Here is a 26,341-nt window from a genome sequence, read left to right on the forward strand (position 1 = left end):
CGGAAGGGTCCCCACCTCGTCCGGGACGGGTGTCCCGGGGGTCTGTGGTCGGTCGGGCGGGCGCCTCAGGGGAGGCGCAGCACCTGGCCGGCGAAGGTGAGCCCGGCGCCGTACCCGAGCACCAGGGCCAGGTCGCCGGACTTGGCCTCGCCGGACTCCATCAGCGCGGTGAGCGCCAGCGGGACGGAGGCGGCCGAGGTGTTGCCCGACTGGACGACGTCGCGGGCGATCACGGTGTCCTCGCTGAAGCCGAGCTTCTTGGCCATCGACTCGATGATCCGCAGGTTCGCCTGGTGCGGGGCGAAGACGTCGATGTCGGCGGCGGTGACGCCGGCCTTCTCCATCGCCTCGATCAGCGTCTGGGTCAGCTTCGTGGTGGCCCAGCGGTAGACGGTCTGACCGGCCATCGTCATGGTCGAGCGGCCGGCGGCGATCTCGATGGCGGTGTACTGGTCGCCGTCGCTGCCCCAGGCGACCGGGCCGATGCCGGGCTCGTCGGTCGGGCCCAGGACGGCGGCCCCGGCCCCGTCGGCGAAGATCACCGCGGTGCTGCGGTCGGTCTGGTCGGTGACGTCGCTGAGCCGCTCGACCCCGACCACCAACACGTTGGTGGCCTCGCCGGTGCGGATGGCGTCGGCGGCCACGCTGAGCGCATAGCAGAACCCGGCGCAGCCGGCGTTGAGGTCGAACGCGCCGGGGCGGGGGATGCCCAGCCGGTGCGCGACCTGCGGGCCGATGCCCGGGATCGGGGCGGTCAGGCTGGCGCTGGCCACGATGACCAGGTCGATCTGGTCCGGCGCCAGCCCGCTCGCCGCCAGCGCCTTACCGCCGGCGGCGATGGACATGTCGACCAGCGTCTCGTCCTCGGAGGCCCAGCGGCGCTCGGCGATGCCGACGCGGGACTGGATCCACTCGTCGTTGGTGTCCATCACCTGGGCGAGTTCGTCGTTGGTCACCCGGCGGCGGGGGCGGTAGGAGCCCAGGCCGAGGATGCTCGCGCCGGGGGCTCCTTCCCGCAGCTTGATGGTGGTCACGCGGACACCTCCGGGTAGAGACGGGCGATCGGGTCACCGGCGTCGACGAGGTCGCCGTCGTGCACGAGCCACTCGGCGAGGACGCCGTCGTAGCCGGTGGAGACGTTGACCTCCTCGCGCCGGCTCTGCACGGAGCCCAGCGGGCTCCCGGCAGGGAGGCGGGTGCCCTCGGGGACCTCGGCCGGGCGCACTGTGCCCCGGACGGGGGAGACCACGACGCGCCAGTCGGGGGAGTGCTCGGCCTCGGCCCGACCGCGCTCGGCGTCGATCAGCTCACGGGCGCGGTCCAGGTCGGCGGGGCTGGTCAGCGCCAGCACCTCGATGTCCGAGCCCTTCCACTCGCGCTTGGCCAGGCCGGCCAGTGCGCCGGCGGGCGGCAGCTCCAGCACGGCGGTGACGCCGAGGTCGCGCAGGGTGGCCAGGCAGGCGTCGAAGCGGACCGGGCTGGTGACCTGGCTGACCAGCCGGGAGAGCACCTCGGCGCCGTTGTCGACCGCGGCGCCGTCGGCGTTGGAGAGCAGCAGCCGGCTCGGGTCGGCCGGGCGGAGGCCACCGATCAGCGCCTCGAGCTCCGCGCGGGCGGAGGCCATGTGGTGGGTGTGGAACGCCCCGGCCACCGACAGCGGCATGATCCGCGCCTTGGCCGGCGGGTCGGCCTTGAGCGCGGCCAGCCCGTCGAGCGGGCCGGCGGCGACGATCTGCCCACCACCGTTGCGGTTGGCCGGCACCAGGCCGTGCTGCTCGAGGGCGGCGAGCACCTCGTCGGGGTCACCACCGAGGACGGCGGACATCCCGGTGGGGGTCTGCGCACAGGAGCGGGCCATGGCCCGGCCGCGGACGGCGGTCAGCGCGATCGCCGCCTCGACGGAGAGGACACCGGCCAGTGCAGCGGCGGTCAGCTCGCCGACGCTGTGCCCAGTGATCACGACGTCCCGCCCGGCGTGCGGGGAGTGCACCACCGGACCGGGCATCCCGCCGAGCTCGCGGGCGATGAACAGGCTCATCGCGACGACCAGCGGCTGGGTGACCGCGGTGTCCTTGATGGCCTCGGCGTCACCGGTGGTGCCGAGCTCCAGGAGGTCGGCGTCGGCGATCGCACCGGCCCAGCGGAAGAAGGACTCGGCGCCGGGGAGCTCGAGCCAGTCGGTGAGCATCCCGGGCTTCTGTGCACCCTGTCCGGGGGCGAGAACGGCCAACACGTGTACACCGTGCCAGCCGGGCAGCCTCCGCGGGCTGGCATCGCCCACGAAGATCTGCAGCCTCTTCTTGGAGGATCCCTCCAAACGAGGGCCCGGCAACCCGACTCCGACGCCGCGTGTCGGGCCGAGAGACCACAACGGGCGGCCGCTCAGTGCCAGAGGGAGCGGCCACCCTCGAGCTGCGCGAGGGCCAGTGCCAGCTGCAGCGTCCAGGCTCCCCGGGGGTCGGTGGCCGAGTAACCGGTGAGCTCGGCAGCCCGCTTGAGCCGGTACCGCACGGTGTTGGTGTGCACGAACAGCGCGCGGGCGGTGGCCTCCAGGTTGCCCCCGTTGCCCAGCACGGTGCGCACGGTCTCCAGCACCTCGGTGCCGGCCGCCTGCAACGGCGCCACCACCCGGTCGGCCAGCGCGGAGCGTGCCAGCGGGTCGCCGTCCAGCGCCCGCTCGGGCAGCAGGTCCTCGGCCTCGACCGGCCGGGGCGCGCCGGGCCACGCCGCGGCGGCGCGCAGCCCGGCCAGGGCCACGGTCGCGGACTCCCCGGCGTGGGCCAGCGAGTCGACCCGCGGGCCGAGCACCACCGGGCCGGGCCCGAACTCGCGGCACACCCGGGAGGTGATCTGGGCCAGGTCGGCGGCACCGCCGAGGACGACGACCAGCTCGTCGGCGTGCACCCCGACGAGCACCTCGCAGCCCAGCGACCGGGCCGCCCGGCGGACGGCGGCGCGGGCGTCGTCCTCACCCGGCGGGGCCGAACCGACCAGGACGACGACCGGCTCGGTCTCCGTCCAGCCCAGGGCCGCGGCCCGGCCGGGCAGCTCGTCGGCGCGGTCACCGCGGACCAGGGCGTCGACGACCAGTGCCTCCAGCCGGGCGTCCCAGGCGCCGCGGTTCTCGGCGAAGCTCGCGTAGACGTGGGCCGCGGCGAAGGCGATCTCCCGGCTGAACTGCAGCACGGTCAGCCGCAGCCGGTCGGCGTCGCCGGGCTCGGCCACCTGCTCGACCCGGTCCTCGACCACCTCGACGGTCACCTTGATCAGGTCGACCGAACGCTTCAGCGGCACGGCCTGCATCAGCTCGCGGGGGGCTGCGCCGAAGACCTCTCCGGTCAGCCGCGGCGGCCGGCCGGGGTTGCGGCACCACTCGACCAGTGAGGCGATGCCGGCCTGGGCGACGAGCGTGACCCAGGACCGCTGGCTGGCGGGCATCGCCCGGAACCAGGACAGCTCCTCGTCCATCCGGGCCACCGCCTGGGTGGCCAGGGCGCCCGAGGAGCGCTCGAGCCGGCGCAACGTCGCCTCCGAGGGCTGCGTGCGCACCGGACCTGCTCCCATCCCACCAGCGTGTCACGGCGCACCCAGCATCAGGGATCGTGGAGCGGTGCACACCGCTCCTCCGGGTCATCCCGTCCCCGCCGCCCGTCCGGGGGCCCGCCGATGAGCGGGCTGGAGTCCCGGGTGCTGCTGGCCCCCCAGGACGGGTCGCTGGGCCCGCTGCTGCGGATGGCCGACGACCGGCTCGGCGCCGCCACCGGGTACGGGCGGCACGCCCACGCCGACGTCGACGTGGTGGCGGTCGTGCTCGCCGGCCGGCTGCGGCACGCCTGGGGACGCGAGGCCGTGCTGGGGGCCGGCGACGTCGCCGTCCTGCGCGCGGGCCGGGGGCTGGAGCACGACGAGGTCGCCGGCGTCGGGGGAGCGCACGTCGTCCAGACGTACCTGCGGGCCGCCGACCCCGGGGCGCAGCCGGCGCACGACGTCCTGCTCCGGCCGACCGGGTGGGTCGACCTCGGCCGGGCCGACGCCCGGCTCTGGGTGGGCGAGGCCGGCGCCGAGGTGCCACCCGGGCTGCGGGTGGTCGCCCGCGACGGCGAGGTGACCGTGGAACCGGGGGACGGGCCGGTCGAGGGCCCGGCGACCGTCCTGGTCTGGGAGCTGGACGCCGCCCGGCCGGCCTGGGCCGACTGACCTGGTGCAGGTGCTGAGCCCTGCTACAGACTGGCCGCATGCCTGCCGACGCATCCCTCGCCGCTGACCTGCTCGCCGCCGCCCGCGCCGACGCCGACCGCACCGTGGACCTGCGCCGCCGGCTGCACCGTCAGCCCGAGGTCGGCCTGCAGCTCCCGGCGACCCAGGCGATGGTGCTGGCCGCGCTCGGCGACCTGCCCATCGAGCTGACCACCGGCACCAGCACGACCTCGGTGGTCGGGGTGCTGCGCGGCGGTCGCCCCGGCCCCACGTACCTGCTGCGCGGGGACATGGACGCGCTCCCGCTGACCGAGACCACCGGCCTGCCGTTCGCCTCCGAGGTGCCCGGGGCGATGCACGCCTGCGGGCACGACACCCACGTGGCCATGCTGGCCGGCGCCGCGCGGCTGCTCGCCGAGCGGCGGGACAGCCTGGCCGGGCAGGTGGTGTTCATGTTCCAGCCGGGCGAGGAGGGCCACCACGGCGCCCGCTTCATGCTGGAGGAGGGGCTGCTCGACGTCGTCCCCGATGCCCCGGTCAGCGGCGCGTTCGCGCTGCACATCTCCACGGTGTTCCCGACCGGCACGATCAACGTGCGGGCCGGCGCCATGATGGCCTCGGCCGACCAGTTCCGGATCACCGTGCACGGTCGCGGCGGGCACGCCTCCACCCCGCACCTGGCCGCCGACCCGGTGCCGGTCGCCGCCGAGATCGTGCTGGCGCTGCAGGCGATGGTCACCCGCCGGGTCGACGTCTTCGACCCGGCCGTGGTCACCGTCGGGCACCTGGAGGCGGGCACCAAGGACAACATCATCCCGCCGTTCGCGGTCATGGACGGCACGATCCGCACCCTCTCGCCGGAGCGGCGGGCCGACGTCCTGGCCTCGGTGCAGCGGGTCGCCGAGCACGTCGCCGCCGCCCACGACCTGCGCGCGGAGTTCGTCCGGGTCGAGGGCTACCCGGTGACCGTCAACGACGCCGAGGTGGCCGCCCAGGTGACCGCGGCGGCTGCGCAGCTGCTGGGTGAGCAGGCCAGCGCCGTCATGGCGGCGCCGCTGATGGGCGCCGAGGACTTCTCCTACGTGCTGGAGCAGGTGCCCGGCGCGATGGCCTTCCTGGGCGCCTGCCCGCCGGACCTCGACCCGGCGACCGCACCGGGCAACCACTCCGACCTGGTCGTCTTCGACGAGGACGCCCTCCCGGCCGGGGTGGCCATGTACGCCCTGATGGCGGCCCGGGCCCTCGCCGGCTGACCGGTCACCTCGGGTCCCCGAGCTCCGCCGCGGCCCGGAGTGCCCGGGCCGCGGCGGCCGGGTCGTCGGCGGCGAACCGCACGACCCCCACCGTGGCGGAGCCCCGGCCGAGACCGGTCGTGGTGGGCCCGGTGAGCCGCACCTCCACCCCCGTCGAGCCCGAGATCCCGAGCACCAGTTCCGCGTCGGCCACCGAGATCGTCCGGTCCGGTGCCGGTCGGCGGCGGACGGCGACCGAGGCCACCCGGTCCAGTGGCACCCGGACGTCGGCGAACGTGGCCGAGCGCAGCCGCAGCACCTCCCCGGTCACCACGTGCGGGCGGACGACGTTGGCGGCGGCCACCCCGGCCACGAACAGCAGGGTCCAGACGCCGGCGACCAGGAGCACCCACCGCACGGTGGCCCAGGGCACGGCCAGCTCGACGACGGCCAGCTCGACCACCGCGAGCCCCAGGAACGCGACGGCCATCGGGCGCAGGTCGCGGTCGTAGGGGATCGCGACCGCGCCCGGCGGCACCCCGTGCCGGCGGCGGCGTGCCAGCAGCACCAGCGACGACCACAGCCGCAGCTCGTGGTGCACCGCGGTGGCGATCGGGCCGGGCAGCACCGTGCGGAGGGCCTCGTCGAGCGCCTCCTCCGCCTCGGCTCCGGCCGTCCGGGCCTGCCGGTACCGCCGACGGGCGGCGACCAGCTGCCCGGCCACGGTGAGCGCGAGGAGCGCCTCCACCAGGACGAACAGCAGGGCGGCCCGACCGAGGGAGAGCCGGCCCCCGGCGACCAGCACCACCTCGACCAGCAGCACCGCCGGTGCGGCCCATCTCAGGACGCGCACGTCGGCCACCCCCGACCTGCCAGCTCGACGCACCGGCGCTGGGCCGGGGCGAGCGAGGCGAGGAAGGCCTCCCACGCCGTCCCGTCGTCCTCGGCCGGCGGGCCGGTGGGGCCCGGGAAGAGCTCCGGGCCCAGCGCGTGAAGCTCAGCGGCCACCTCGGCGACCGCCGGGTCGGCCGGTGCCGCACCGGCCAGTGCCTCGAACCGCTCCGACCAGGCACTGATCCGGTCGACCGTGGTGGGGTCGGCGAGGACGGCCCGGTAGCGGTCGGCGATGCCGCTGAACTGCTCCGCGCCCCCGGCGGTCTCCAGCAGTTCGAGCAGGTCCCGTTCCCGGGCGAGCCGGTCGGGCGCCGTGCCGGGCGCTGCGGCGGTCAGGTCACGCAGCAGGGCGGCCACCTGCTCGGAGGTCGTCAGGTCCTCCCGGGCGAGGAGGTCGGCGAGCTGCCGGCGACGGACGTCGATGGCCGCGGCCTGCTGGGCCAGGTCGGCGTCCAGGGCGAGCAGGGCGTCGCGGACGCCGGTCGGCCCGGCCACCGGCTCGCCGGCCAGTGCGGCGGCGACCTCCGGCAACGGCAGGCCGAGCCCGACCAGTCGACGCACACGCAGGAGCCGCGCCGCGTCGTGCGCGTCGTAGTCGCGGTAGCCGTTGGCCCGGCGGCGGGGCTCGGGGAGCAGGCCGACGGAGTGGTAGTGCCGGATCGTCCGCGTCGTCGTCCCCGCCAGCCTGGCCAGCGCACCGATGCTCACCACGGCGTCAGGATGGACCTTGTCGCTACGTCAAGGTCAACACGACGAACGGCCCGCCTCCCCGGATCGGGGAGGCGGGCCGTCCGGTCGGACCGGAGCTCGTCGGCGACTACGCCTCGGGCTGCTGCTCCGGGGCGGTGCTGGTGTCAGCGGGAGCCGCCTGCACCTCGCCGATCTGGTACTTCTCGACCGCCTGCCGGACGACGTCGCGCTCGACCTCACCGCGCTGGGCGAGCGAGGCCAGCGTGCGCACGACGATCGACTCGGCGTCGACCCGGAAGTGCCGGCGCAGCGCCGGGCGGGTGTCGGACAGGCCGAACCCGTCGGTGCCCAGCGACGTCATGCCGCCCGGGACGAACGGGGCGAGCAGGTCCGGCACCGCCTTCATCCAGTCCGACACCGCGACGACCGGGCCGGGGACGTCGGTGAGCTGCTGGGTGACGTAGGGCACCTTGGGCTCCTCCGCCGGGTTCAGCAGGTTCCACTCCTCGGCCTGCACCGCCTCGCGGCGCAGCTCGTTCCAGGAGGTCACCGACCAGACGTCGGCCGAGACGTCCCAGTCCTGCGCCAGCAGCTCCTGCGCCCGCAGCGCCCACGGCACGGCCACGCCGGAGGCGAGCACCTGCGCCTTGGGGCCGTCGACCTGCGGGCCCTCGGCGTAGCGGTACATCCCGGCCAGCAGCCCGGTGACGTCCAGGCCCTCCGGCTCGGCCGGCTGGACGTACGGCTCGTTGTAGACCGTCAGGTAGTACATGACGTCGGGGCTGCGGTGCCCGCCCAGCGGGGCGCCCGGGTCCTCGCCGTACATGCGCCGCAGGGCGTCCTTGATGATGTGCCCGAGCTCGTAGCCGAACGCCGGGTCGTAGGAGACGACCGCCGGGTTCGTCTCCGCGAGCAGCAGCGAGTGCCCGTCCTCGTGCTGCAGGCCCTCCCCGTTCAGCGTGGTGCGCCCGGCGGTGGCGCCCAGCAGGAACCCGCGGGTCATCTGGTCACCGGCGGCCCAGAACGAGTCACCGGTGCGCTGGAACCCGAACATCGAGTAGAAGATGTAGATCGGGATCATCGGCTCGCCGTGCGTGGAGTACGACGTCCCGGCGGCGATGAACGAGGCCGTGGAGCCGGCCTCGTTGATCCCCTCGTGCAGGATCTGCCCGGTCACGGACTCCTTGTAGGCCAGCATCAGCTCGCGGTCGACCGAGGTGTAGTTCTGGCCGTGCGGGTTGTAGATCTTCTTCGTCGGGAACAGCGAGTCCAGCCCGAAGGTGCGGGCCTCGTCGGGGATCACCGGGACGAAGCGGGGGCCGAGCTCCGGGTCCTTGATGAGCTCCTTGAGCAGCCGGACGAACGCCATCGTGGTGGCGACCTCCTGCTTGCCCGAGCCCCGACGGACGACCTCGAAGGCCTTGTCGTCGGGCGCCTTGAGGGGCTTGGCCGCGTAGCTGCGCCGGGGGATCGAGCCGCCCAGCTGGCGACGCCGCTCCATCATGTACTGCATCTCGTCGGAGTCGGCTGCCGGCTTGTAGTAGGGCGGCAGCGTCTTGTCCAGCTCCTCGTCCGGGATCGGCAGGTACAGCCGGTCCCGGAAGTTCGCCAGGTCCTCCGCGGTCAGCTTCTTCATCTGGTGCGTGGAGTTGCGGCCCTCGAAGTGGTTGCCGAGCGTCCAGCCCTTGATGGTCTTGGCCAGGATGACCGTCGGCTGGCCCTTGTGGTCCTGCGCCGCCTTGAACGCCGCGTAGACCTTGCGGTAGTCGTGCCCGCCGCGCTGGAGGTCCCAGACCTCCTTGTCGCTCATGCCCTCGACGAGCTTGCGGGTGCGCGGGTCGCGGCCGAAGAAGTGCTCGCGGACGTAGGCGCCGTCCTCGGCCTTGTAGGTCTGGTAGTCGCCGTCCGGCGTCTGGTTCATCAGGTTGACCAGGGCGCCGTCGCGGTCGGCGGCCAGCAGCTTGTCCCAGCCGCGGCCCCACACCACCTTGATGACGTTCCAGCCGGCGCCGCGGAAGAAGGACTCCAGCTCCTGGATGACCTTGCCGTTGCCGCGGACCGGACCGTCGAGCCGCTGCAGGTTGCAGTTGACGACGAAGGTGAGGTTGTCCAGCTCCTCACGGGCGGCCAGGCCGATCGGGCCCAGCGACTCGGGCTCGTCCATCTCCCCGTCGCCGAGGAACGCCCACACGTGCTGGTCGGAGGTGTCGGCGATGCCGCGGTCGCGCAGGTAGCGGTTGAACCGCGCCTGGTAGATCGCGTTCATCGGGCCGAGGCCCATCGAGACGGTGGGGAACTCCCAGAAGTCGGGCATCAGCCGCGGGTGCGGGTAGGACGACAGCCCGCCGCCGGGGTGGCTGACCTCCTGCCGGAAGCCGTCGAGCTGGTGCTCGTCGAGCCGGCCCTCGAGGTAGGCGCGGGCGTAGATGCCGGGGGAGGCGTGCCCCTGGAAGTAGATCTGGTCGCCGCCGCCGGGGTGGTCCTTGCCGCGGAAGAAGTGGTTGAAGCCGACCTCGTACAGCGACGCGGACGACGCGTAGGAGGAGATGTGGCCGCCCACGGCGACGCCCGGGCGCTGCGCCCGGTGGACCATGATCGCGGCGTTCCAGCGGATGTAGGCGCGGATCCGGCGCTCGGCGTCCTCGTCGCCGGGGAACCAAGGCTCCTGCTCCGGCCCGATCGTGTTGATGTAGTCGGTGCTGCGCAACGCGGGGACGCCGACCTGCTGCTCCCGGCTGCGCTCCAGCATGCGGAGCATCAGGTAGCGGGCTCGGCCGCGGCCGGCATGGTCGACGACCGCGTCGAGGGACTCCAGCCACTCCTGGGTCTCGTCCGGGTCGGTGTCGGGGAGTTGGCTGGCCCGCCCGTCGGTGATGACCGCACGAGGGCTGCCGATGGTGCGGGCGGGGTCTCCGTCCGACTGCTGCGTTGCGCTCATGCCCCCATCGTCTCCTGCCGGGGCGGCGCGCGTCACGTCTGCCCCGTGTCGCGTCCCGAGGGGCGGGACACGGGGCGCGGCCGTGCAGCCCGGTCGAGGCCTTGCGCCTGCCCCCCGATGCCCTACGCTCCGCTGCAACGGTGGCCCGGACAGCGTGGGCCCGCACCCCGGCGACGTCGGGGGACGGGGGCACGCCAGGGGCCGCCCTCCACCCGGGCGGAGGGGGTCGGGTCGAGCTGTTCAGAGGTCCCGACCAGGCAGCGCGGGCCGGGACAGGGCACGATCCCTCCAGGACCACCGCACCGGCGCACCACGCGACGGGGCGCGCCAGACCGCACAGCAGCACACCGCACACGAGACAGCCCGGGAGACCGGGCGGCCGAGCACACGGAGGAACAGCAGGGATGAGCGTCGACTCGGGCAGCACCAGCATGGCTGCCCGGCTGGGGATCAAGCCGGGCATGGTCGTGCAGGAGCTCGGCTGGGACGAGGACGCCGACGAGGACCTGCGCGACTCCGTCGTCGAGCTCTCGGGCGGCGAGATGGTCGACGAGGACTCCGACGAGGTGGCCGACGTCGTCCTGCTGTGGTGGCGCGACGAGGACGGCGACCTGATCGACGCCCTCGTCGACTCGATCGCCTCGCTCGCCGAGGACGGCGTCGTGTGGCTGCTGGTCCCGAAGTCCGGGCGCCCCGGCCACGTCGAGCCCGGTGACGTCACCGAGGCCGCCCCCACCGCCGGGCTCGCACAGACCTCCAGCATCTCCGCGGCCAAGGACTGGTCGGGCATCCGGCTGGTCACCCCGAAGGCAGCCCGCTCCCGCCGTTGAAGAAGGACCCCCTCGCCCCCCACCGCTCGCGGGCTCACGGCGGGCCCCTGCGAGGGGGCCGACGAGCCGGGGGATGACGACCTCAGCCGGGCGCCCGCGCCGGAGGTGGGGCACGATCGCGGGATGACCCTCTCCGTCGGCGACGCCGCCCCCGAGTTCAGCCTGCCCGACCAGGACAAGCAGGTGGTCTCTCTGGCCGGGCTCCGGGGGGCACCGGTGCTCGTCGTCTTCTACCCGTTCGCCTTCTCCGGCATCTGCACCGGCGAGCTGTGCCAGTTGCGCGACGAGCTGGGCACCTACACCGACGCCGGGGTCCAGGTGGTCGCCATCTCCACCGACCCCACCTTCAGCCTCAAGGCGTTCCGGGCCGAGCAGCAGCTGCCCTTCCCGCTGCTCTCGGACTTCTGGCCCCACGGCGCGGCCGCCCAGGCCTACGGGGTGTTCAACGAGCGGGCCGGGATGGCGCTGCGCGGCACGTTCCTGGTGGACGGGGAGGGCACGCTCGTCTTCGCCGAGGTCAACCAGCCCGGTGACGCGCGGGCGCAGTCGGGCTGGAAGGACGCAGTCGGGCAGCTCGTCGCGGCCTGAGCCGCCGTCCCACCGCAGTCCGTCGGGCGGCCAGGGCGCGGGCGACCTCCCGCTACCCTGGCCGCACGGGCGCGTAGCTCAGCGGGAGAGCTCTCGCCTTACAAGCGAGCGGTCGCAGGTTCGATCCCTGCCGCGCCCACTCCTCCCCGCGCCGCCCGGGTGCGGCTGCGGTGCCGCCTCACCCGGACGGGTGCCCGTGGCTCGTCCGCCGTCGGCCGTGGACCGATGCCCATCTGGTGCAACGGAGATCCCGGCCTTCGGGCAGACAGCGACGCCGCGGCGTTCCCTTGTGGGCGTACCTCGTGGCCATCGTGCTGCTGCCCCTGATGGGGGTGGTCGCGCTGACGGCGGCGATCGTGCGATCGGCTGTGTCCGAGGCGGCCACCGCCGAGCGCGCCGAGGCAGCGGTGCAGGCGGTGGCGCAGCTGGACGCGGCCCGCAGCGGGGTGGAGCACGAGATCGTCCCGGTGCTGTCCGCGACGGTCCTGCTCGACCCGGCCCTGAGCGCCATGGCCGGGCTCTCCCCGGAGATGGTGCAGGCCCAGCTGGCGCAGGCCGAGCAGGCCATCGCCCAGGCGCAGCAGGTCACCGACCGGGCGCTGGCCTCGGTGCCCGCCGCCTCCGTGGGCGCCTGGGCCGCCGTACGGGCCACCGCCCGGCTCGTCGACGTCCGGGCCGGCGCGCACTACCGGACGAGCTCGCTGCAGGACACCTACCGGGACTACCTGGACGTCTCCGCTCAGCTCATGGCGGCTCAGCAGGAGGCGGCTACGGAGGCCAGTGCCCAGGAGGTGACGATCGGGACCTATCGGGCCACCCGCGACGTCGAGCTGGTCGCCGAGCTGACCCAGGCCTCCAGTCGCGTGGTCCCGCTGTTCCTCGGCTCCCAGTTCCGTCTCTCCGGCACCCGCGGCAGCGACCTGGACTGGCGCGCCGCCTGGACCGCCTACACCGACGCCCAGCGCCAGCTGGACGACCTGTCCCAGCCGGCTCTGGCCGCCGCCTGGGACGGTGTCCGCGCGTCCGAAGCGGTGACCGCGGTGGACGACGTGCTCGCCGCACAGGCCGATCAGGACACCGCTGCCTCCCTCCCCATCGAGGAGGTCGCGGCCCTGGTCAACGGGAGCACCACGCGTGATGCCACCTTCACCGAGCTGCTGGACATCGCGGTCGCCGGCGCCCAGGCGAGCTCAGCCGCCGACCGGGACGCGGCGGACGGCCGCCGGACGACCACGCTGCTGGCCGGCCTCGGTCTGTTGCTGACCGCGGCGGTCGGTGGCGTCGTCCTGGGCCGCAGCGTGTCCCGCTCGCTCGGCGTGCTGGCCGGGCAGGCCGACCAGGTCAGTCGCGGCGAGCTCGTGGAGGTCGAGGGCGGGGGCCCGCGCGAGGTGCGCACCGTCTCCACCGCGTTGGGCGCCGCGGTCGCCAGTCTCCGCCGCATCCAGGACCAGGCCCAGGCCGTGGCCCGCGGGGACCTCGCCGACAGCGTGCTGGCCGAGCCGCTGCCCGGTCCGCTCGGTGCGGTCGTGCACGCCTCGGTGCGGCAGATCGTCAGCTCGGTGCGCCAGCGCGAGGAGCTGCAGTCCGCGCTCGCCCACCAGGCCGCGCACGACCCGCTGACCGAGCTGCCCAACCGGGCGCAGGCGCTGCTGCTTACCGCGGCGGCCCTGTCCCGCGGCCGACGCGCGGGGACCATGACCGGCCTGCTGTTCGTCGACCTGGACGGCTTCAAGTCGGTCAACGACACCCATGGCCACGCTGCCGGGGACGACGTGCTGCGCGAGGTCGCCGGCCGGCTGTCGGCGGCGGTCCGGGCGGGGGACGTCGTGTGCCGGCTCGGCGGCGACGAGTTCGTCGTGCTGGTCGAGGCGGTGGAGGACGAGCGCGCGCTGGTCGAGCTCGCCGAGCGGCTGATCGCGGCGACCAGCGAGCCGATCCGGCTGGCCCGCCACACGGTGCGGGTCGGTGCCAGTGTGGGCGTGGCGGTCAGCCGGGACGCCGACACCGACGCCGACGTCCTCTTCGTCTCGGCGGACACCGCCGCCTACCGGGCCAAGCGGCACGGGCGGGGCCGGGCCGAGGTCTTCGACGAGGTGCTGCGGGGTCAGCTCGCCGAGCGGGCTGAGCTGGAGGCGGCGATCCGGGTCGGCCTGGCCGGCGGGGAGATGCAGCTGTACTACCAGCCCGTGGTCGACGTGACGTCGGACCGGGTGACCGGTTACGAGGCCCTGGTGCGCTGGCAGCGGCCCGGGCACGGCCTCGTCCCGCCGGACGAGTTCATCCCGGCGGCCGAGGAGTCCCAGCTGATCTGCGAGCTGGACCGCTGGGTGCTGCACGAGGCCACCCGGCAGCTCGCCGAGTGGCGCCGTGACGCCGGCCTGGCCGATGAGGTGCCGGAGCCGACCATCGCGGTCAACGTCTCCGGGCGGCACCTCGCCGACCGCCGCGTCGTGCAGGACGTCACCGACGCGCTGGCCGCCTCAGGGCTCCCGGCCCACCTGCTCGTGCTCGAGGTGACCGAGACGGTGCTGGTGGCCGATCCCTCGGCGATGGAGAACCTGGTCACCCTGCGGGCGCTGGGCGCCGCCGTCGCCATCGACGACTTCGGCACCGGCTACACCTCCATCGGTCAGCTGGGGCACATGCCGGTGGACACGCTGAAGATCGACCGCAGCTTCATCGGCTCCAACGAGCCCGGGCACGGCGAGCTGGTGTCGCTGATGATCCGGGCGGCACACACCTTCGGGCTGACCGTGGTCGCCGAGGGCGTCGAGGAGCCCGCCCAGCTGGCGAGGCTGCGGACCGAGGCATGCGACCAGGCGCAGGGCTACCTGCTCCATCGGCCGCTGCCCGCCGCCGAGGCCGGCGCCCTGCTCCGGTCGGGGGCCTGCGCCTTCCGGTGAGGCGTGCGCGACATCAGTCGTCGGTGCCGCGGACACCGGACCGCCGGCCCGGGGTGGTCGCCCGGATCAGCCGCCGGGCGGCGTCGATCTCCCGGGCGACCGGGGCCAGCACGCCCTCGGCGTGGATCTCGGCGTCGTCGGGGGCGCGGTGCTCGCGCAGGTCCTGCTCCAGCTGCCGGATCGCCTTGCACAGCACCCCGACCTGCGCGGAGTCGGGGGCCGGCTCGCCTGCCCGCATCGCGATGACCGCCTCGGTGACCGCGTCCGACGTCCGCTCCAGCTGCACGATCACCGGCCACCAGGCCGCCGCCCGGGTGCTGATCGGCGGCGGCTCGGCCAGCCGGCGCTGCAGCTGCGTCTGCAGCTCGGTCAGCGCCCGGTAGCTGCCCCGCCGGGCCCGCCGGGTGGCCTCGGGTCCCTGGGTGAACGCGGCGTCGACGAAGCGGTCCAGCGCCAGGGCCGCGCTGCGCAGCGCGTCGTCCAGCGGGGCCCGCCAGGTCTGCGGCCACAGCAGGTAGCCGAACACCAGCACGATCCCGCAGCCGATCAGGGTGTCGACCAGCCGGGCGCCGACCAGCTCGGCGCCACTGGGCGTGGCCAGGTCGAGCAGCAGGATGATCAGCGGGGTCTGGAAGACCGAGAACAGCCCGAAGTTGCCGCTGCGGGCCCACGGCAGCGCACCGGCGGCCAGCGCCAGGGGTAGCAGCACCCAGGCGTCCCGGTGCAGGAAGGTCAGCAGCAGCGAGCCGATCAGGACGCCGAGCAGCGTGCCCGCGCCGCGCTGCACGGCCCGGGTGAACACCGACCCGTAGTCGGGCTTGAGCACGATCGCCACGGTCAGCAGCACCCAGTAGGGCCGCTCGATCGGCAGCAGCTGGCGGGCGATCTCGGCGACCGTCATGCACAGCGTGAGCCGGACGACGAAGGCCCGGGAGTCGGCGTTGCCCACGGTCCGGTCGAACAGGTCGTGCAGCCGCACCCGCCACTCCGGCACGGGCCGCACGACCGCCGCCGAGGCCCGCTCCTCCGGGTCGCCGACGACGTTCCACACCAGCCGCAGACCGTGCCGGACCGCCCGGCGCGGTGCCGGTGCGTCCTCCACCGGTGGCGGCCGTTCGCCGAGCACCGGACGACGGCTGGTGACGGCGGTGGCCAGGGCGTGCGCCGCGCCGATGTCCCGGGAGTCGGCCGGCACCCCGCCCCGGGCGCTGGCCACGGCGCCCTCCACCAGCGGCGCCGCCGCGTTGAGCACCCCGGCCAGCTCGGCGAGCTCCCGGCTGCGGCCGGCCGAGCGGCTGCGCGCGTGGATGACCCGGTCGTAGCCGGCGTTCAGCGCCAGGGTGAGCTCGCGGCGGGCCTCCTCGGTGCGGTCGGTGCCGATCGCCTCGAGCAGCTCGGCGACCCGGGTGAACACCACCCCCACGGCGGACCGGTCGGGGTCCAGCTGCTCGGTGCGCGCCTGCACCAGGACGGCGAGGGCCCCCCACGCCGCCCCGGCCAGGAAGAACCCGAGCTCGACGCCGGCGGACAGCGGGGTCTCCAGCCCGGAGGAGATCGCGGTGTAGATGAGCAGCTGCAGGGCGCCCAGGGAGAAGGCGCCGCTGATCGAGCTCAGCAGGGCGGCGATCGCCGAGACAACGACCATCAGCAGCACCGGCTGCCAGCCGCCGCCGGTGAGGCCGTGCCCGACCAGCAGGCCGACGCCGCCCAGCAGCGAGGCCGCGGCGACCCGGCGCAGCCGCACGCGCAAGGGGCCCGACTGCGGCGCCAGCGTCGCGGCCAGCGAGCCCATGGTGGCGAACACCCCGGCACCCAGCGCCGGGCCCTCGACGCCGCCGACCGCCAGGGCGACGGCCAGCGGAGCCGGGATGACCAGGGCGAAACGGGTTACGTCGCGCCACGGCACGCTCGCCGGGCTGGTGCGCACCAGCTCCTCGAGCCAGGCCGGCGCCCGCAACCCCCGCTCCGCCACGGGGGCAGCCTCCCACCCGGGCGCGGCACGCCGGGCCAGGACGTCGCACACTGGACGCCGTGCCGTGCCCGGGAGCCCACCGCTGTACCGGCCCGGCCCGGCAGTGACGGCCACCGTCCAGGAGACCGCCGCGCCGTCCGCCGACCGGACCGACCCGGTGCCCGAGGGCGGCTGGTTCCGCCGGCTGGTCGGCTACTGCCTGCGCCACCGGGCCGACCTGATCGGCGCGTTCGGCGCGGCCCTGTTCGGCTCGGTGATCGCCGCCGGGGTGCCGCTGCTGACCCGCGAGGTGGTCGACCGGGTCGTGGCCGGCGCGGAGTCCGGGCTCCCGGTCGACGTCACGCCGTTCCTCGTCGCGCTCGTGCTGGCCGGGGTGCTCCGGTTCGCGGCCGGCTTCGTCCGCCGCTACCTGGCCGGGCGGCTGTCGCTGGACGTGCAGCTGGACCTGCGCGACGACGTCGCCGTGGCGCTGTCCCGGCTGGACGGCCCGGCTCAGGACCGGCTGCAGACCGGCCAGACGGTCAGCCGCTCGATCAGCGACATCACCCTCGTGCAGGGGCTGCTGGCGTTCCTGCCCAACCTCACCGGCAGCGCGCTGCTGTTCGTCGTCTCCCTCGGCGTCATGGCCTGGCTCTCCCCGCTGCTCACGCTGGTCGCGCTCGCGGTCGGCCCGGCGCTGTGGTGGCTGGCGCTGCGCTCCCGCCGGGACCTCTTCCCGGCCAACTGGGCCGCCCAGCAGCAGGCCGGGGTGGTGGCCGGGGACGTCGAGGCCGCGGTCACCGGGGTGCGGGTGGTGAAGGGGTTCGGGCAGGAGGACCGCGAGCTCGACCGGCTCGACGGCGGTGCCCGCCGGCTGTTCGGTGCCCGGATGCGGGTGGTCCGGTTCACCGCCCGGTACAACCCGCTGCTGCAGGCGGTCCCGGCGCTGGGCCAGGTGGGGGTGCTGGCGTTCGGTGGGTGGCTGGCGCTGCGCGGCTCCATCACGCTGGGGACCTTCCTGGCGTTCGCCACCTACCTGGCCGTGCTCGTCTCCCCGGTGCGCCAGCTCGCCGCCGTCCTGACCCTCGGGCAGCAGGCCCGGGCCGGGGTGGAGCGGGTGCTGGAGATCATCGACGCCCGGCCGACGCTGGTGTCCGGCACCGCCCCGCTGCCCGCCGGCCCGCTGCCGGTCGAGCTGGCCGGGGTGACCTTCGGGTACGAACCGGGCCGCCCGGTGCTCTCCGGGGTATCACTGCGGGTCGAGCCGGGGGAGACGCTGGCCCTGATCGGCACGTCGGGGTCGGGCAAGTCCAGCGTGGTGAGCCTGCTGCCGCGCTTCTACGACGTCTCCGTCGGGGCGGTGCGGATCGGCGGCCGGGACGTCCGCGACCTGGACCTCGGTGCGCTGCGCGGCGCGCTCGGCGTCGTCTTCGAGGACAGCTTCCTGTTCTCCGACTCGGTGCGCGCCAACATCGCCTTCGGCCGCCCGGACGCCAGCGACGCCGAGGTCCGCGCCGCCGCCCGCGCCGCCCAGGCCGACGGGTTCATCAGCGAGCTGCCCGACGGCTACGACACCGTCGTCGGCGAGCAGGGGCTGACCCTCTCCGGCGGGCAGCGGCAGCGGGTCGCCCTGGCCCGCGCCCTGCTCACCGACCCGCGGGTGCTGGTGCTCGACGACGCCACGTCCGCGGTCGACGCCGCGGTCGAGGCCCGGATCCACGCCGCGCTGCGCACCGCCGTCCAGGGCCGGACGACGCTGCTGGTCGCGCACCGCCGTTCCACCCTGGCGCTGGCCGACCGGGTCGCCGTGCTGGACGCCGGGCGGGTGGTCGACGTCGGCACCGCGGCGGAGCTGGAGGCGCGCTCCCCGCTGTACCGGCTGCTGCTGTCCGGCACCGGCGGCGAGCCGGCCGCGGACGACGCCCCGCCGGTCGGTGCGGTGAGCCGGGCCGCCTGGCCGGAGCCCGAGCCGGTCGCCGACGACGACGGCCCGGCGAAGCCCGCGGCCCCCTCCATCGGCGGGCGGGGCTCGGCGATGGAGGCGGCGGCGCCCACGCCGATGCTGCGGCAGCTGGTCGCCCGGCTGCCCCCGACCGTCGACGACCCCGAGGTGCCGGCCGACCGCGCCCGCGCCGGCGACCAGGAGTTCTCGCTGTGGCGGCTGATCCGGCCGTTCCGGTGGCCACTGGCGGGCGCGCTGGTCCTGGTGGCGCTGGACACCGCGGCGCAGCTGGCGATCCCGGCGCTGGTGCGCAAGGGCGTCGACGACGGGATCACCGCCGGGTCGACGTCCCTGCTGTTCGGTGTCGCCGGCATCGCGTTGGTCGTCGTCGCCCTCGGTCTGCTGGTCGGGCGGGGCGCGGCGTGGCTCACCGGGCGCACCGGCGAGCGGTTGCTCTACACGCTGCGGGTGAAGACCTTCGCCCAGCTCCAGCGGCTCGGGCTGGACTACTACGAGCGCGAGCTCGGCGGCCGGATCATGACCCGGATGACCACCGACGTCGACGCGCTGTCGGCGTTCCTGCAGACCGGGCTGACCACGGCGGTGATCAGCGTGCTGACCCTGGTCGGGGTGCTGGTCGTGGTCTTCCTCTACGACGTGGTGCTGGCACTGGTGCTCGTCGCGTCGCTGCCGGTGCTGGCGGTCACCACCGTGTGGTTCCGGTCCCGGTCGGTGCCGGCCTACACCGAGGCCCGGGAACGGGTCAGCGCGGTCAACGCCCGGTTGCAGGAGGACGTCGCCGGCATCCGGGTGACCCAGGCCTTCGACCGGGCCGAGCACTCGACCGCCACCTTCCGCGGGTACGCACAGGCCTACCGCGACGTGCGGCTGCAGGCCCAGCGGTACATCGCCACCTACTTCCCGTTCGTCGAGTTCCTCTCCGAGGTGGCCGCCGCCGCGGTGCTGGCGGTGGGCGCCGCACGGCTGGCTGCCGGCGACATCACCGCCGGCGTCCTGCTGGCCTTCGTGCTGTACGTGAACACGTTCTTCTCCCCGGTGCAGCAGCTGTCCCAGGTGTTCGACAGCTACCAGCAGGCCGCGGTGGGGCTGCGCCGGCTGCGCGGCCTGCTGCGGACGCCGACCTCCACCCCGGCCGCGGCCGACCCGGCGCCGGTGGGCCGACTGCGGGGGGAGGTGCGGCTGGTCGACGTCACGTTCAGCTACCGCGGCGCCCCGGCCCCGGCGCTGCGGGACGTCTCACTCACCGTCGCGCCGGGGGAGACCCTGGCGCTGGTGGGCGAGACCGGGGCCGGCAAGTCGACGGTGGTGAAGCTGGTCGCCCGCTTCTACGACCCGACGTCCGGGGCGGTCTGCGTCGACGGCGCCGACCTGCGTTCGCTGGACCTGCTCCAGTACCGGGCCCGGCTCGGTGTCGTCCCGCAGGAGGCGTACCTGTTCGCCGGCACGGTGCGCGACGCGATCGCCTACGGCCGGCCGGACGCCTCGGACGCGGAGGTGGAGGCCGCGGCCCGTGCGGTGGGCGCGCACGAGATGGTCGCCGGGCTGCCGCAGGGCTACCGGACGCGGGTGGGGGAGCGCGGGCGGTCGCTGTCGGCCGGGCAGCGGCAGCTGCTGGCGCTGGCCCGCGCCCAGCTGGTCGACCCCGACGTCCTGCTGCTGGACGAGGCGACGGCGTCGCTGGACCTGGCCACCGAGGCGGCGGTCACCCGGGCGGCCGACGTCGTCGCCCGGCGGCGGACCACGCTGGTCGTGGCGCACCGGCTCACCACCGCGGCCCGCGCCGACCGGGTGGCGGTGCTCGACGGCGGGCGGGTCGTCGAGGTCGGCCCGCACGCCGAGCTGCTGGCCGCCGGCGGTGCCTACGCCGCACTGTGGGCGGCCTACACCGCTGACGAGGACGCCGACCCGCTGATGGACTGAGCCCAGTCCTCAGTCCAGTCGCCACGACATGAGCGCTACGCCCATGGGGGAGAAGTAGAACGCCAGCGCGGCGAGGCAGGTCAGGGCCACCAGCGCCAGGCCGGCCGTCACCACCGGGGCGCTCCGCCGACGGCGCGGGGCCAGGCCGGTCAGTGCGGCGATGAGCACGGCCAGCAGGCCGAGCGGAGTCAGGCTGATGGCGAGCAGGCCGGCGAGCTGCGTGGGGCCGGCGAGGGGACCCTGCGGCCAGAGGTCCATGGGGTCGTACGCGCCACTGGACACCTCGGCCAGCGGCAGGGCGTCGAGGTCGTTGACGTAGTAGGGCACCAGCAAGCCGGCCAGGTAGGGCGCCACCGCGAGCACGGTCAGCCCGGCGAGCAGGGCGACCCGGCGGCCACCCACCGGGCGGGGCGGGGCGCTGACCGTCTCCGGCACCACGGTGCTCATGCCGCCGAGGCTGGCAGACGCGGCCACCCCTGGCCAGGGGCGGCCGGCATCCGCCGAGTGAGCAGTTGGTGCTGCCCGCCCCGGCGCGCCCGCGCGTGTCGTCGACCAGTTCTGCGCACTCGGGTCCGACGAGCGGGGCCGCCGCGGTCGACACGTCGACCGGTCGACGTGTCAGGGTGCCGACATGTCGACAGGAGGACCGTCGGTGCGGGTGGCCGACGACGCCGACCTGCCGCAGCTCCCAGCCGTCGAGGCCGCCGCTGACGAGCTGTTCGTCCCGCTGGGCGTCACCGACCTCCCGCTGCCGGCGACCGCCGAGGAGCGCGCCCGGGCCTGGCGGGTACTGGTGGTGGGGCGTCCGGTCACCGGGTTCGCCGTCCTGGAGCTGGTGGACGGCGCCGTCCACCTCGAGCAGCTGTCGGTGCACCCGGCGCACGGCCGGCGGGGGATCGGCACCGCCCTGCTGGCGGCCACCCTGGAGACGGCCCGGCAGCACGGCGCCGACCGGGTCACGCTGCTCACCTACGCCGACGTCCCGTGGAACGCCCCGTTCTACGCCCGGCGCGGCTGGGTGGCGACCACCGAGCTGACCCCTGGGCTGCAGGCGCTGCGCCGTCGGGAGACCGAGCTGGGACTGGACCGGCACGGGCCGCGGGTCGCGATGGTGCAGCTGGTCACCTGACGTTGCAGCGGACGGTGCCCGGGGCACAACGGGGCCATGACCGAGAACGCCGCGGACCTGCAGACCGATCGCCCCACCGGTGAGCTGGAGGTGGTGCATGCCTTCACCGAGGGACCGATGCCCACCGGCGTCTCGGTGTCGCACACCGGCCGGGTCTTCGTGAACTTCCCGAAGTGGGGCGACGACGTGCGCGCCACCGTCGCCGAGATCCGGGACGGGGAGGTCGTCGCCTTCCCCGACGAGGCGTGGAACTCACCCGGAGGGGACGACGACCGCGAGGCGTTCGTCAGCGTGCAGAGCATCGTCGTCGACCCGGCCGACCGGCTCTGGGTGCTCGACACCGGCTCCCCGCTCTTCCAGCCCACCCAGGTCGGTGGCCCGAAGCTGGTCTGCGTCGACCTGAGCACCGACACCGTCGTGCAGACGATCGTCTTCCCGCGGGAGACCGCACTGGAGACGACGTACCTCAACGACGTCCGGTTCGACCTGCGCCGGGGTGAGGCGGGGGTCGCCTACATCACCGACTCCGCCGACTCCGGCCCGAACGGGATCATCGTGGTCGACCTGGCCACCGGTGAGTCCTGGCGCCGGCTGCACGACCACCCCTCGACCAAGGCCGTCACGCCCCCCGAGCTGCTGCTCATGGTGGAGGGCCGGCCGTTCCTGGAGCAGCCCGAGCCCGACGCCGAGCCACAGCCGGTGGCGATGGGCTCCGACGGGATCGCGATCTCCGCCGACGGTGCGCGCCTCTGGTACTGCCCGCTGGCCGCCCGGCACTGGTACAGCGTGGCCACCGACGCGCTGGTCGACCGCGGCCTGGACGACGACGCGGTCGCGGCCACCGTCGTCGACGAGGGCGACAAGGGCAGCGCCGGGGACGGCCTGGAGACCGACGACGCCGGCAACCTCTACGCGACCGCGGGGGAGCAGAACGCGATCGTGCGCCGCCGCCCCGACGGCGCGATCGAGACCGTCGTGCACGACCCCCGGCTGCTGTGGCCGGACACCATGTCGGTGGCCGCCGACGGCCACCTCTACGTCACCGCCAACCAGCTGCACCGGCAGGCCCGGTACGCCGGCGGCGTCGACCAGCGCCGGTACCCCTACCTGCTGCTGCGCACCCCGATCGGGGCCGGGCCGGTCCGCCTCCGGTGACGGCGGTGGCCGGGGAGGGCGCTGCCCTACAGTCCCCTCCCGTGGCAGCCGCGGTGCGAGGTCGGCGATGAGCGGTCCGGTGGCGGGGGAGCGGAGCGGCTCCGGCCGCCCCCTCGGTGCGGTGACCGCCGCGCTGGAGGCCCGTTACGACCCGGCGCTCGCCGAGCCGTGGGACGCCGTCGGGCTGGTGTGCGGCGACCCGGCGGAGGTGGTCCGTTCGGTGCTCTTCGCCGTCGACCCGACCTCCGCCGTGGTGGACGAGGCGATCGATCTGGGCGCCGACCTGGTGGTCACCCACCACCCACTGCTGCTCACCCCGGTGCACGGCGTGCCCGCCGACGACCCCAAGGGCCGCCTGGTGCACCGGCTGGTCCGCGCCGGCATCGGGCTGTTCGTCGCGCACACCAACGCCGACCGGGCCGCCGGCCACGGCGTCAACGACGCGCTGGCCGCGGCCGTGGGGCTGCTCGAAGCGGTGCCGTTGGAGCCGGCGGCCACCCCCGGGGCCGGGCTCGGCCGGGTCGGGGTGCTCCGGGAGACGACCAGCCTGCAGCGGTTCGCCGAGCAGGTGGCCGCTGCGCTGCCGTCCACACCCGGGGGCGTGCGGGTCGTCGGTGACCCCGGGCGGCCCGTGCGCACCGTCGCCGTCTGCGGCGGCAGCGGCGGTTCCCTGCTGGCCGCGGCCACCGACGCCGGCGCCGACGTGTTCCTGACCAGCGACGTCAAGCACCACCCGGCGGTCGACGCGGCCGAGGTCCCCGGTCCGGCCCTCTGCGACGTGGCGCACTACGCGTCGGAGTGGCCGTGGCTGTCGGTCGCCGCCGACCTGCTGCACCGGGACCTGGGCGGGCAGGTGCAGGTCACCGTGTCCGGCCGGCGCACCGACCCGTGGACGTTCCGCGTCGACGGCCCTCCCCACCGCTGACCGCACCGGGCCCGGGCCGCTGCCGAGCGGGCCGGGCCGGGTGGTCCGGCGGCCCCCGCGGCGCGGGTAGGTTGAGCCCGTGCAGGCTGACCACTTCGACCAGCAGAAGCTGCTGGCTCTCGCTGCGGAGGACGTCGCCCTCGCGCAACTCGCCCACCGCAAGCGCACCCTTCCCGAGCTCGCCGCCGTCGAGGCCGCCCAGGAGGCGCAGCGGGCCCTCATGGACGACGTCGTCCGGGCCGAGACCGAGGTGCGGGACCTCGACCGCGAGCAGAAGCGGCTGGAGGGCGACGTCGACACCGTCCGGCAGCGGGCCGCGCGCGACCAGTCGCGGATCGACTCCGGCGGCGCCACCCCCAAGGAGATCACCGGCCTGCAGCACGAGCTCGAGTCGCTGAACCGCCGGCAGGCCGACCTGGAGGACCAGGTGCTCGAGCTGATGGAGCGCCGCGAGGCCGCCGACGCCGCCCTCGCCACGGCGCAGGGCGGACTGGCCGGGGCACAGGCCGACCAGGAGCAGGCCGAACAGCGGCGGGACGCCGCCCTCGCCGACATCGCCGAGGCCACCGGCCAGCACCAGGCCAAGCGCGACGAGATCGCGGGCACCGTCCCGGCCGACCTGCTCAAGGTCTACGACCGGGTCGCCACGCAGACCGGCAGCACCGGCGCCGCCGAGCTGAAGGCCCGCCGCTGCCAGGGCTGCCGGATCGAGTTCTACGGGACCGAGCTGGCCTCCTACCGCAACGCCGACCCGCACACCGTGCTGCGCTGCGAGAACTGCAACCGGGTCCTGGTGCGCACCGCCGAGTCCGGGCTGTGAGCCGCCGACTCATCGTCGAGGCCGACGGCGGGTCGCGGGGCAACCCCGGGCCGGCCGGGTACGGCGCGCTGGTGAAGGACGCCGAGACCGGCCGGCTGCTCGCCGAGCGGGCCGAGTCCGTCGGCCGGGCCACCAACAACGTCGCCGAGTACGGCGGTCTCGTCGCCGGGCTGCAGGCCGCCCTCGACCTCGACCCCAGCTCGAGCGTCGAGGTGCGGATGGACTCCAAGCTCGTCGTGGAGCAGATGTCCGGCCGCTGGCAGATCAAGCACCCGGACATGAAGAAGCTCGCCGTGCAGGCCCGGGACATCGCCCGGCAGCTCGGCTCGGTCCGCTACACCTGGATCCCGCGGGCGCAGAACGGCGCCGCCGACGCGCTGGCCAACAGCGCGATGGACGGCAAGCCGGTGCGCCGCGACCTGGCCACCGAACCGGTGGTGGTCGAGGACGACACCCAGCCGACCACGGAGCCCGCCCCCGTCGTCGTGACCGTGACCCACCTGCTGCGGCACGGGCGCACCGAGCACACCCCGGAGCGTCGGTTCAGTGGCAGCAGCGACCTGCCGCTGTCCGAGCTCGGGCGCGCGGACGCCGAGGCCGCGGCCCGGCACCTGGCCGGGCGGGGCATCGACGTGATCGTCAGCTCCCCGCTGCAGCGCACCCGGCAGACCGCCGAGGCGGCCGCGCAGGTGCTCGGCGTCCCGGTCGAGGTCGACACGGACCTGCGGGAGCTGGACTTCGGCGCCTGGGAGGGGCTGACCGCGGCGGAGGCCCAGGCGAAGAGCCCGCTGGCGTTCCGGCGCTGGTCGGGCGCGGTCGACGTCCGCCCGCCCGGCGGGGAGTCGGTGGCCGACGTCGCCACCCGGGTGGGCCGGGCCCGCAACCGCATCCTGGACCGGCACGCCGGGGAGACCGTGCTGCTGGTCAGCCACATGATGCCGATCAAGCTGCTGCTCGCCGCCGGGCTCGGCGTGGGCGAGGACGTCGTGCACCGGGTGTTCCTGGAGGCGGCATCGCTGTCGTCGGTCACCTGGTCCTCCGACGGCCGCACCTCGGTGCGGCTGGTGAACGACACCTCCCACCTCGGCTGACCGCCCGGGGAAGCCGTGGGCGTCCCCGGCTGTTGGACCTTGGAGTACCGAAGCCCGGCCTGCTGAGGAGTTCTGTGACCGCGACCGTCGCCGCTGATGACCGCACCATGTCCGCCGCCGAGTACGAGACGTGGGCGGCCGAGATCCGCCGGCTGGCCGACGAGCGCGGGGCCGTCGTCCTGGCGCACAACTACCAGGTGCCCGAGATCCAGGACGTCGCCCACTTCACCGGCGACTCGCTGTACCTCTCCCGGGTGGCCGCCGAGACCGACGCCCGCGAGATCGTCTTCTGCGGCGTCCACTTCATGGCCGAGACGGCGAAGATCCTGTCGCCGGACAAGACGGTGCTGCTGCCCGACCACGCCGCCGGCTGCTCACTGGCCGACAGCATCACCGCCGAGCAGCTGCGCGAGTGGAAGGCCGACCACCCCGGCGCCGTCGTGGTCAGCTACGTCAACACCACGGCCGCGGTGAAGGCCGAGACCGACATCTGCTGCACGTCGTCCAACGCCGCCGACGTCGTGCGCTCGATCCCGGCCGACCAGGAGATCCTCTTCTGCCCGGACCAGTTCCTCGGCGCCCACGTCAAGCGGGTCACCGGCCGGGAGAACATCTCGATCTGGGCGGGGGAGTGCCACGTGCACGCCGGCATCAGCCCGGCCGACGTCCGGTCGCAGATCGCCGCCCACCCCGACGCCGAGATCCTGGTGCACCCCGAGTGCGGGTGCACGACCTCGGTGCTGGACCTGGTCAGCCACGGCGACCTGCCGGCCGACCGCACCCGGGTGCTGTCGACCGGGGGCATGGCCGACGCTGCGGCCGCGACCACGGCGGGCCAGGTGCTGGTGGCCACCGAGATCGGCATCCTGCACCAGCTGCGCGCGCTGAACTCGAACACCGAGTTCATCCCGATGAACGCCAAGGCCGCCTGCCGCTACATGAAGATGATCACCCCGGCCAAGCTGCTGCACACGCTGCGCACCGGCGAGGGCGCGATCGACGTCGACCCGGACACCGCCGCCCGCGCCCGCCGCGCGGTCGAGGCGATGATCGCGATCGGCGAGCCCGGCCGCGGCGGCGAGTAGCAGAAGGACCCCCGTGCCCCCCACCCCTCG

20 protein-coding genes and 1 tRNA gene are annotated in these 26,341 nt (G+C 74.9%); 13 read left to right on the forward strand and 8 right to left on the reverse strand.

What is annotated here, in order from left to right:
* Positions 1-65: 65 nt before the first annotated feature.
* The 3 genes from O2W53_RS05710 to O2W53_RS05720 all read right to left on the reverse strand — a co-directional run bounded on the left by O2W53_RS05710 (position 66) and on the right by O2W53_RS05720 (position 3,549).
* Positions 66-1,034, reverse strand: coding sequence for a beta-ketoacyl-ACP synthase III (locus O2W53_RS05710; protein ID WP_269162045.1), 969 nt, complete (start codon positions 1,032-1,034; stop codon positions 66-68).
* Positions 1,031-2,233 (reverse strand): acyltransferase domain-containing protein, encoded by a 1,203-nt coding sequence (locus O2W53_RS05715; protein WP_269162046.1) that lies wholly within the window; start codon positions 2,231-2,233, stop codon positions 1,031-1,033. The genes O2W53_RS05710 and O2W53_RS05715 overlap by 4 nt, the downstream gene beginning before the upstream one ends.
* 149 nt (positions 2,234-2,382) lie before the next feature.
* On the reverse strand, positions 2,383-3,549 hold the full coding sequence (locus O2W53_RS05720) for a PucR family transcriptional regulator (protein ID WP_269162047.1): 1,167 nt from the start codon (positions 3,547-3,549) through the stop codon (positions 2,383-2,385).
* A gap of 117 nt (positions 3,550-3,666) precedes the next feature.
* Here O2W53_RS05720 and O2W53_RS05725 point away from each other — a divergent pair, with 117 nt between their 5' ends.
* Entirely contained in the window at positions 3,667-4,197 is a 531-nt protein-coding gene (locus O2W53_RS05725; protein ID WP_269162048.1) for a pirin family protein, read from the forward strand.
* Between the two features lie 38 nt (positions 4,198-4,235).
* On the forward strand, positions 4,236-5,450 hold the full coding sequence (locus O2W53_RS05730; protein WP_269162049.1) for a M20 metallopeptidase family protein: 1,215 nt from the start codon (positions 4,236-4,238) through the stop codon (positions 5,448-5,450).
* Between the two features lie 4 nt (positions 5,451-5,454).
* On the opposite strand, the gene O2W53_RS05735 is transcribed toward O2W53_RS05730, so the two are convergent.
* The 3 genes from O2W53_RS05735 to aceE form a co-directional block, all read right to left on the reverse strand.
* The gene (locus O2W53_RS05735; protein WP_269162050.1) at positions 5,455-6,282 is read right to left on the reverse strand and encodes a hypothetical protein; all 828 of its coding nucleotides are present in this window, start codon (positions 6,280-6,282) and stop codon (positions 5,455-5,457) included.
* Positions 6,270-7,034, reverse strand: a complete 765-nt coding sequence (locus O2W53_RS05740; protein WP_269162051.1) for a MerR family transcriptional regulator — start codon at positions 7,032-7,034, stop codon at positions 6,270-6,272. Before O2W53_RS05740 ends, O2W53_RS05735 begins: the two co-directional genes overlap by 13 nt.
* Before the next feature lie 106 nt (positions 7,035-7,140).
* Complete coding sequence (gene aceE / locus O2W53_RS05745; protein WP_269162052.1) at positions 7,141-9,951, reverse strand: pyruvate dehydrogenase (acetyl-transferring), homodimeric type; 2,811 nt, start codon at positions 9,949-9,951, stop codon at positions 7,141-7,143.
* Positions 9,952-10,355: 404 nt separating this feature from the next.
* Here aceE and O2W53_RS05750 point away from each other — a divergent pair, with 404 nt between their 5' ends.
* The 4 genes from O2W53_RS05750 (at position 10,356) to O2W53_RS05765 (ending at position 14,272) form a co-directional block, all read left to right on the forward strand.
* Positions 10,356-10,781, forward strand: a complete 426-nt coding sequence (locus O2W53_RS05750; RefSeq protein ID WP_164699990.1) for a DUF3052 domain-containing protein — start codon at positions 10,356-10,358, stop codon at positions 10,779-10,781.
* Positions 10,782-10,904: 123 nt separating this feature from the next.
* Positions 10,905-11,369 (forward strand): peroxiredoxin, encoded by a 465-nt coding sequence (locus O2W53_RS05755; RefSeq protein ID WP_269162053.1) that lies wholly within the window; start codon positions 10,905-10,907, stop codon positions 11,367-11,369.
* Positions 11,370-11,436: 67 nt separating this feature from the next.
* Positions 11,437-11,508, forward strand: a tRNA-Val gene (locus tag O2W53_RS05760).
* A gap of 172 nt (positions 11,509-11,680) precedes the next feature.
* Positions 11,681-14,272, forward strand: coding sequence for a putative bifunctional diguanylate cyclase/phosphodiesterase (locus O2W53_RS05765; protein ID WP_269162054.1), 2,592 nt, complete (start codon positions 11,681-11,683; stop codon positions 14,270-14,272).
* A 13-nt stretch (positions 14,273-14,285) separates the two neighbouring features.
* On the opposite strand, the gene O2W53_RS05770 is transcribed toward O2W53_RS05765, so the two are convergent.
* Positions 14,286-16,244 carry an FUSC family protein gene (locus tag O2W53_RS05770; RefSeq protein WP_269162055.1) on the reverse strand — a complete coding sequence of 653 codons (1,959 nt, stop codon included), beginning with the start codon at positions 16,242-16,244 and terminating at the stop codon, positions 14,286-14,288.
* A 64-nt stretch (positions 16,245-16,308) separates the two neighbouring features.
* Between O2W53_RS05770 and O2W53_RS05775 the strand changes: the two genes are divergently transcribed.
* Positions 16,309-20,106, forward strand: a complete 3,798-nt coding sequence (locus O2W53_RS05775) for an ABC transporter ATP-binding protein (protein ID WP_269162056.1) — start codon at positions 16,309-16,311, stop codon at positions 20,104-20,106.
* Positions 20,107-20,115: 9 nt separating this feature from the next.
* On the opposite strand, the gene O2W53_RS05780 is transcribed toward O2W53_RS05775, so the two are convergent.
* Positions 20,116-20,553 (reverse strand): hypothetical protein, encoded by a 438-nt coding sequence (locus O2W53_RS05780; protein ID WP_269162057.1) that lies wholly within the window; start codon positions 20,551-20,553, stop codon positions 20,116-20,118.
* A 184-nt stretch (positions 20,554-20,737) separates the two neighbouring features.
* Between O2W53_RS05780 and O2W53_RS05785 the strand changes: the two genes are divergently transcribed.
* From O2W53_RS05785 to nadA, 6 genes are all read left to right on the forward strand, one after another.
* On the forward strand, positions 20,738-21,235 hold the full coding sequence (locus O2W53_RS05785; protein ID WP_269162058.1) for a GNAT family N-acetyltransferase: 498 nt from the start codon (positions 20,738-20,740) through the stop codon (positions 21,233-21,235).
* A gap of 36 nt (positions 21,236-21,271) precedes the next feature.
* The gene (locus O2W53_RS05790; RefSeq protein WP_269162059.1) at positions 21,272-22,390 is read left to right on the forward strand and encodes an L-dopachrome tautomerase-related protein; all 1,119 of its coding nucleotides are present in this window, start codon (positions 21,272-21,274) and stop codon (positions 22,388-22,390) included.
* Positions 22,391-22,457: 67 nt separating this feature from the next.
* Positions 22,458-23,315 (forward strand): Nif3-like dinuclear metal center hexameric protein, encoded by an 858-nt coding sequence (locus O2W53_RS05795; RefSeq protein ID WP_269162060.1) that lies wholly within the window; start codon positions 22,458-22,460, stop codon positions 23,313-23,315.
* Positions 23,316-23,394: 79 nt separating this feature from the next.
* Entirely contained in the window at positions 23,395-24,135 is a 741-nt protein-coding gene (locus tag O2W53_RS05800) for a zinc ribbon domain-containing protein (protein ID WP_269162061.1), read from the forward strand.
* Positions 24,132-25,226 carry a bifunctional RNase H/acid phosphatase gene (locus O2W53_RS05805; RefSeq protein WP_269162062.1) on the forward strand — a complete coding sequence of 365 codons (1,095 nt, stop codon included), beginning with the start codon at positions 24,132-24,134 and terminating at the stop codon, positions 25,224-25,226. The genes O2W53_RS05800 and O2W53_RS05805 overlap by 4 nt, the downstream gene beginning before the upstream one ends.
* Before the next feature lie 74 nt (positions 25,227-25,300).
* On the forward strand, positions 25,301-26,311 hold the full coding sequence (nadA, locus tag O2W53_RS05810; RefSeq protein ID WP_269162063.1) for a quinolinate synthase NadA: 1,011 nt from the start codon (positions 25,301-25,303) through the stop codon (positions 26,309-26,311).
* The last annotated feature ends 30 nt before the right edge of the window (positions 26,312-26,341 follow it).

Origin of the sequence: Modestobacter sp. VKM Ac-2978 (assembly GCF_026968025.1) — a bacterium.
Taxonomy (GTDB): domain Bacteria; phylum Actinomycetota; class Actinomycetes; order Mycobacteriales; family Geodermatophilaceae; genus Modestobacter.

Excerpts from the sequence above, each read along its gene's own strand:
- O2W53_RS05725 (WP_269162048.1), top strand. The coding sequence starts at position 3,667 with ATGAGCGGGCTGGAGTCCCGGGTGCTGCTGGCCCCCCAGGACGGGTCG.
- O2W53_RS05730 (WP_269162049.1), top strand. The coding sequence starts at position 4,236 with ATGCCTGCCGACGCATCCCTCGCCGCTGACCTGCTCGCCGCCGCCCGC.
- aceE (WP_269162052.1), bottom strand. The coding sequence starts at position 9,951 with ATGAGCGCAACGCAGCAGTCGGACGGAGACCCCGCCCGCACCATCGGC.
- O2W53_RS05750 (WP_164699990.1), top strand. The coding sequence starts at position 10,356 with ATGAGCGTCGACTCGGGCAGCACCAGCATGGCTGCCCGGCTGGGGATC.
- O2W53_RS05755 (WP_269162053.1), top strand. The coding sequence starts at position 10,905 with ATGACCCTCTCCGTCGGCGACGCCGCCCCCGAGTTCAGCCTGCCCGAC.
- O2W53_RS05780 (WP_269162057.1), bottom strand. The coding sequence starts at position 20,553 with ATGAGCACCGTGGTGCCGGAGACGGTCAGCGCCCCGCCCCGCCCGGTG.
- O2W53_RS05785 (WP_269162058.1), top strand. The coding sequence starts at position 20,738 with ATGTCGACAGGAGGACCGTCGGTGCGGGTGGCCGACGACGCCGACCTG.
- O2W53_RS05790 (WP_269162059.1), top strand. The coding sequence starts at position 21,272 with ATGACCGAGAACGCCGCGGACCTGCAGACCGATCGCCCCACCGGTGAG.
- O2W53_RS05795 (WP_269162060.1), top strand. The coding sequence starts at position 22,458 with ATGAGCGGTCCGGTGGCGGGGGAGCGGAGCGGCTCCGGCCGCCCCCTC.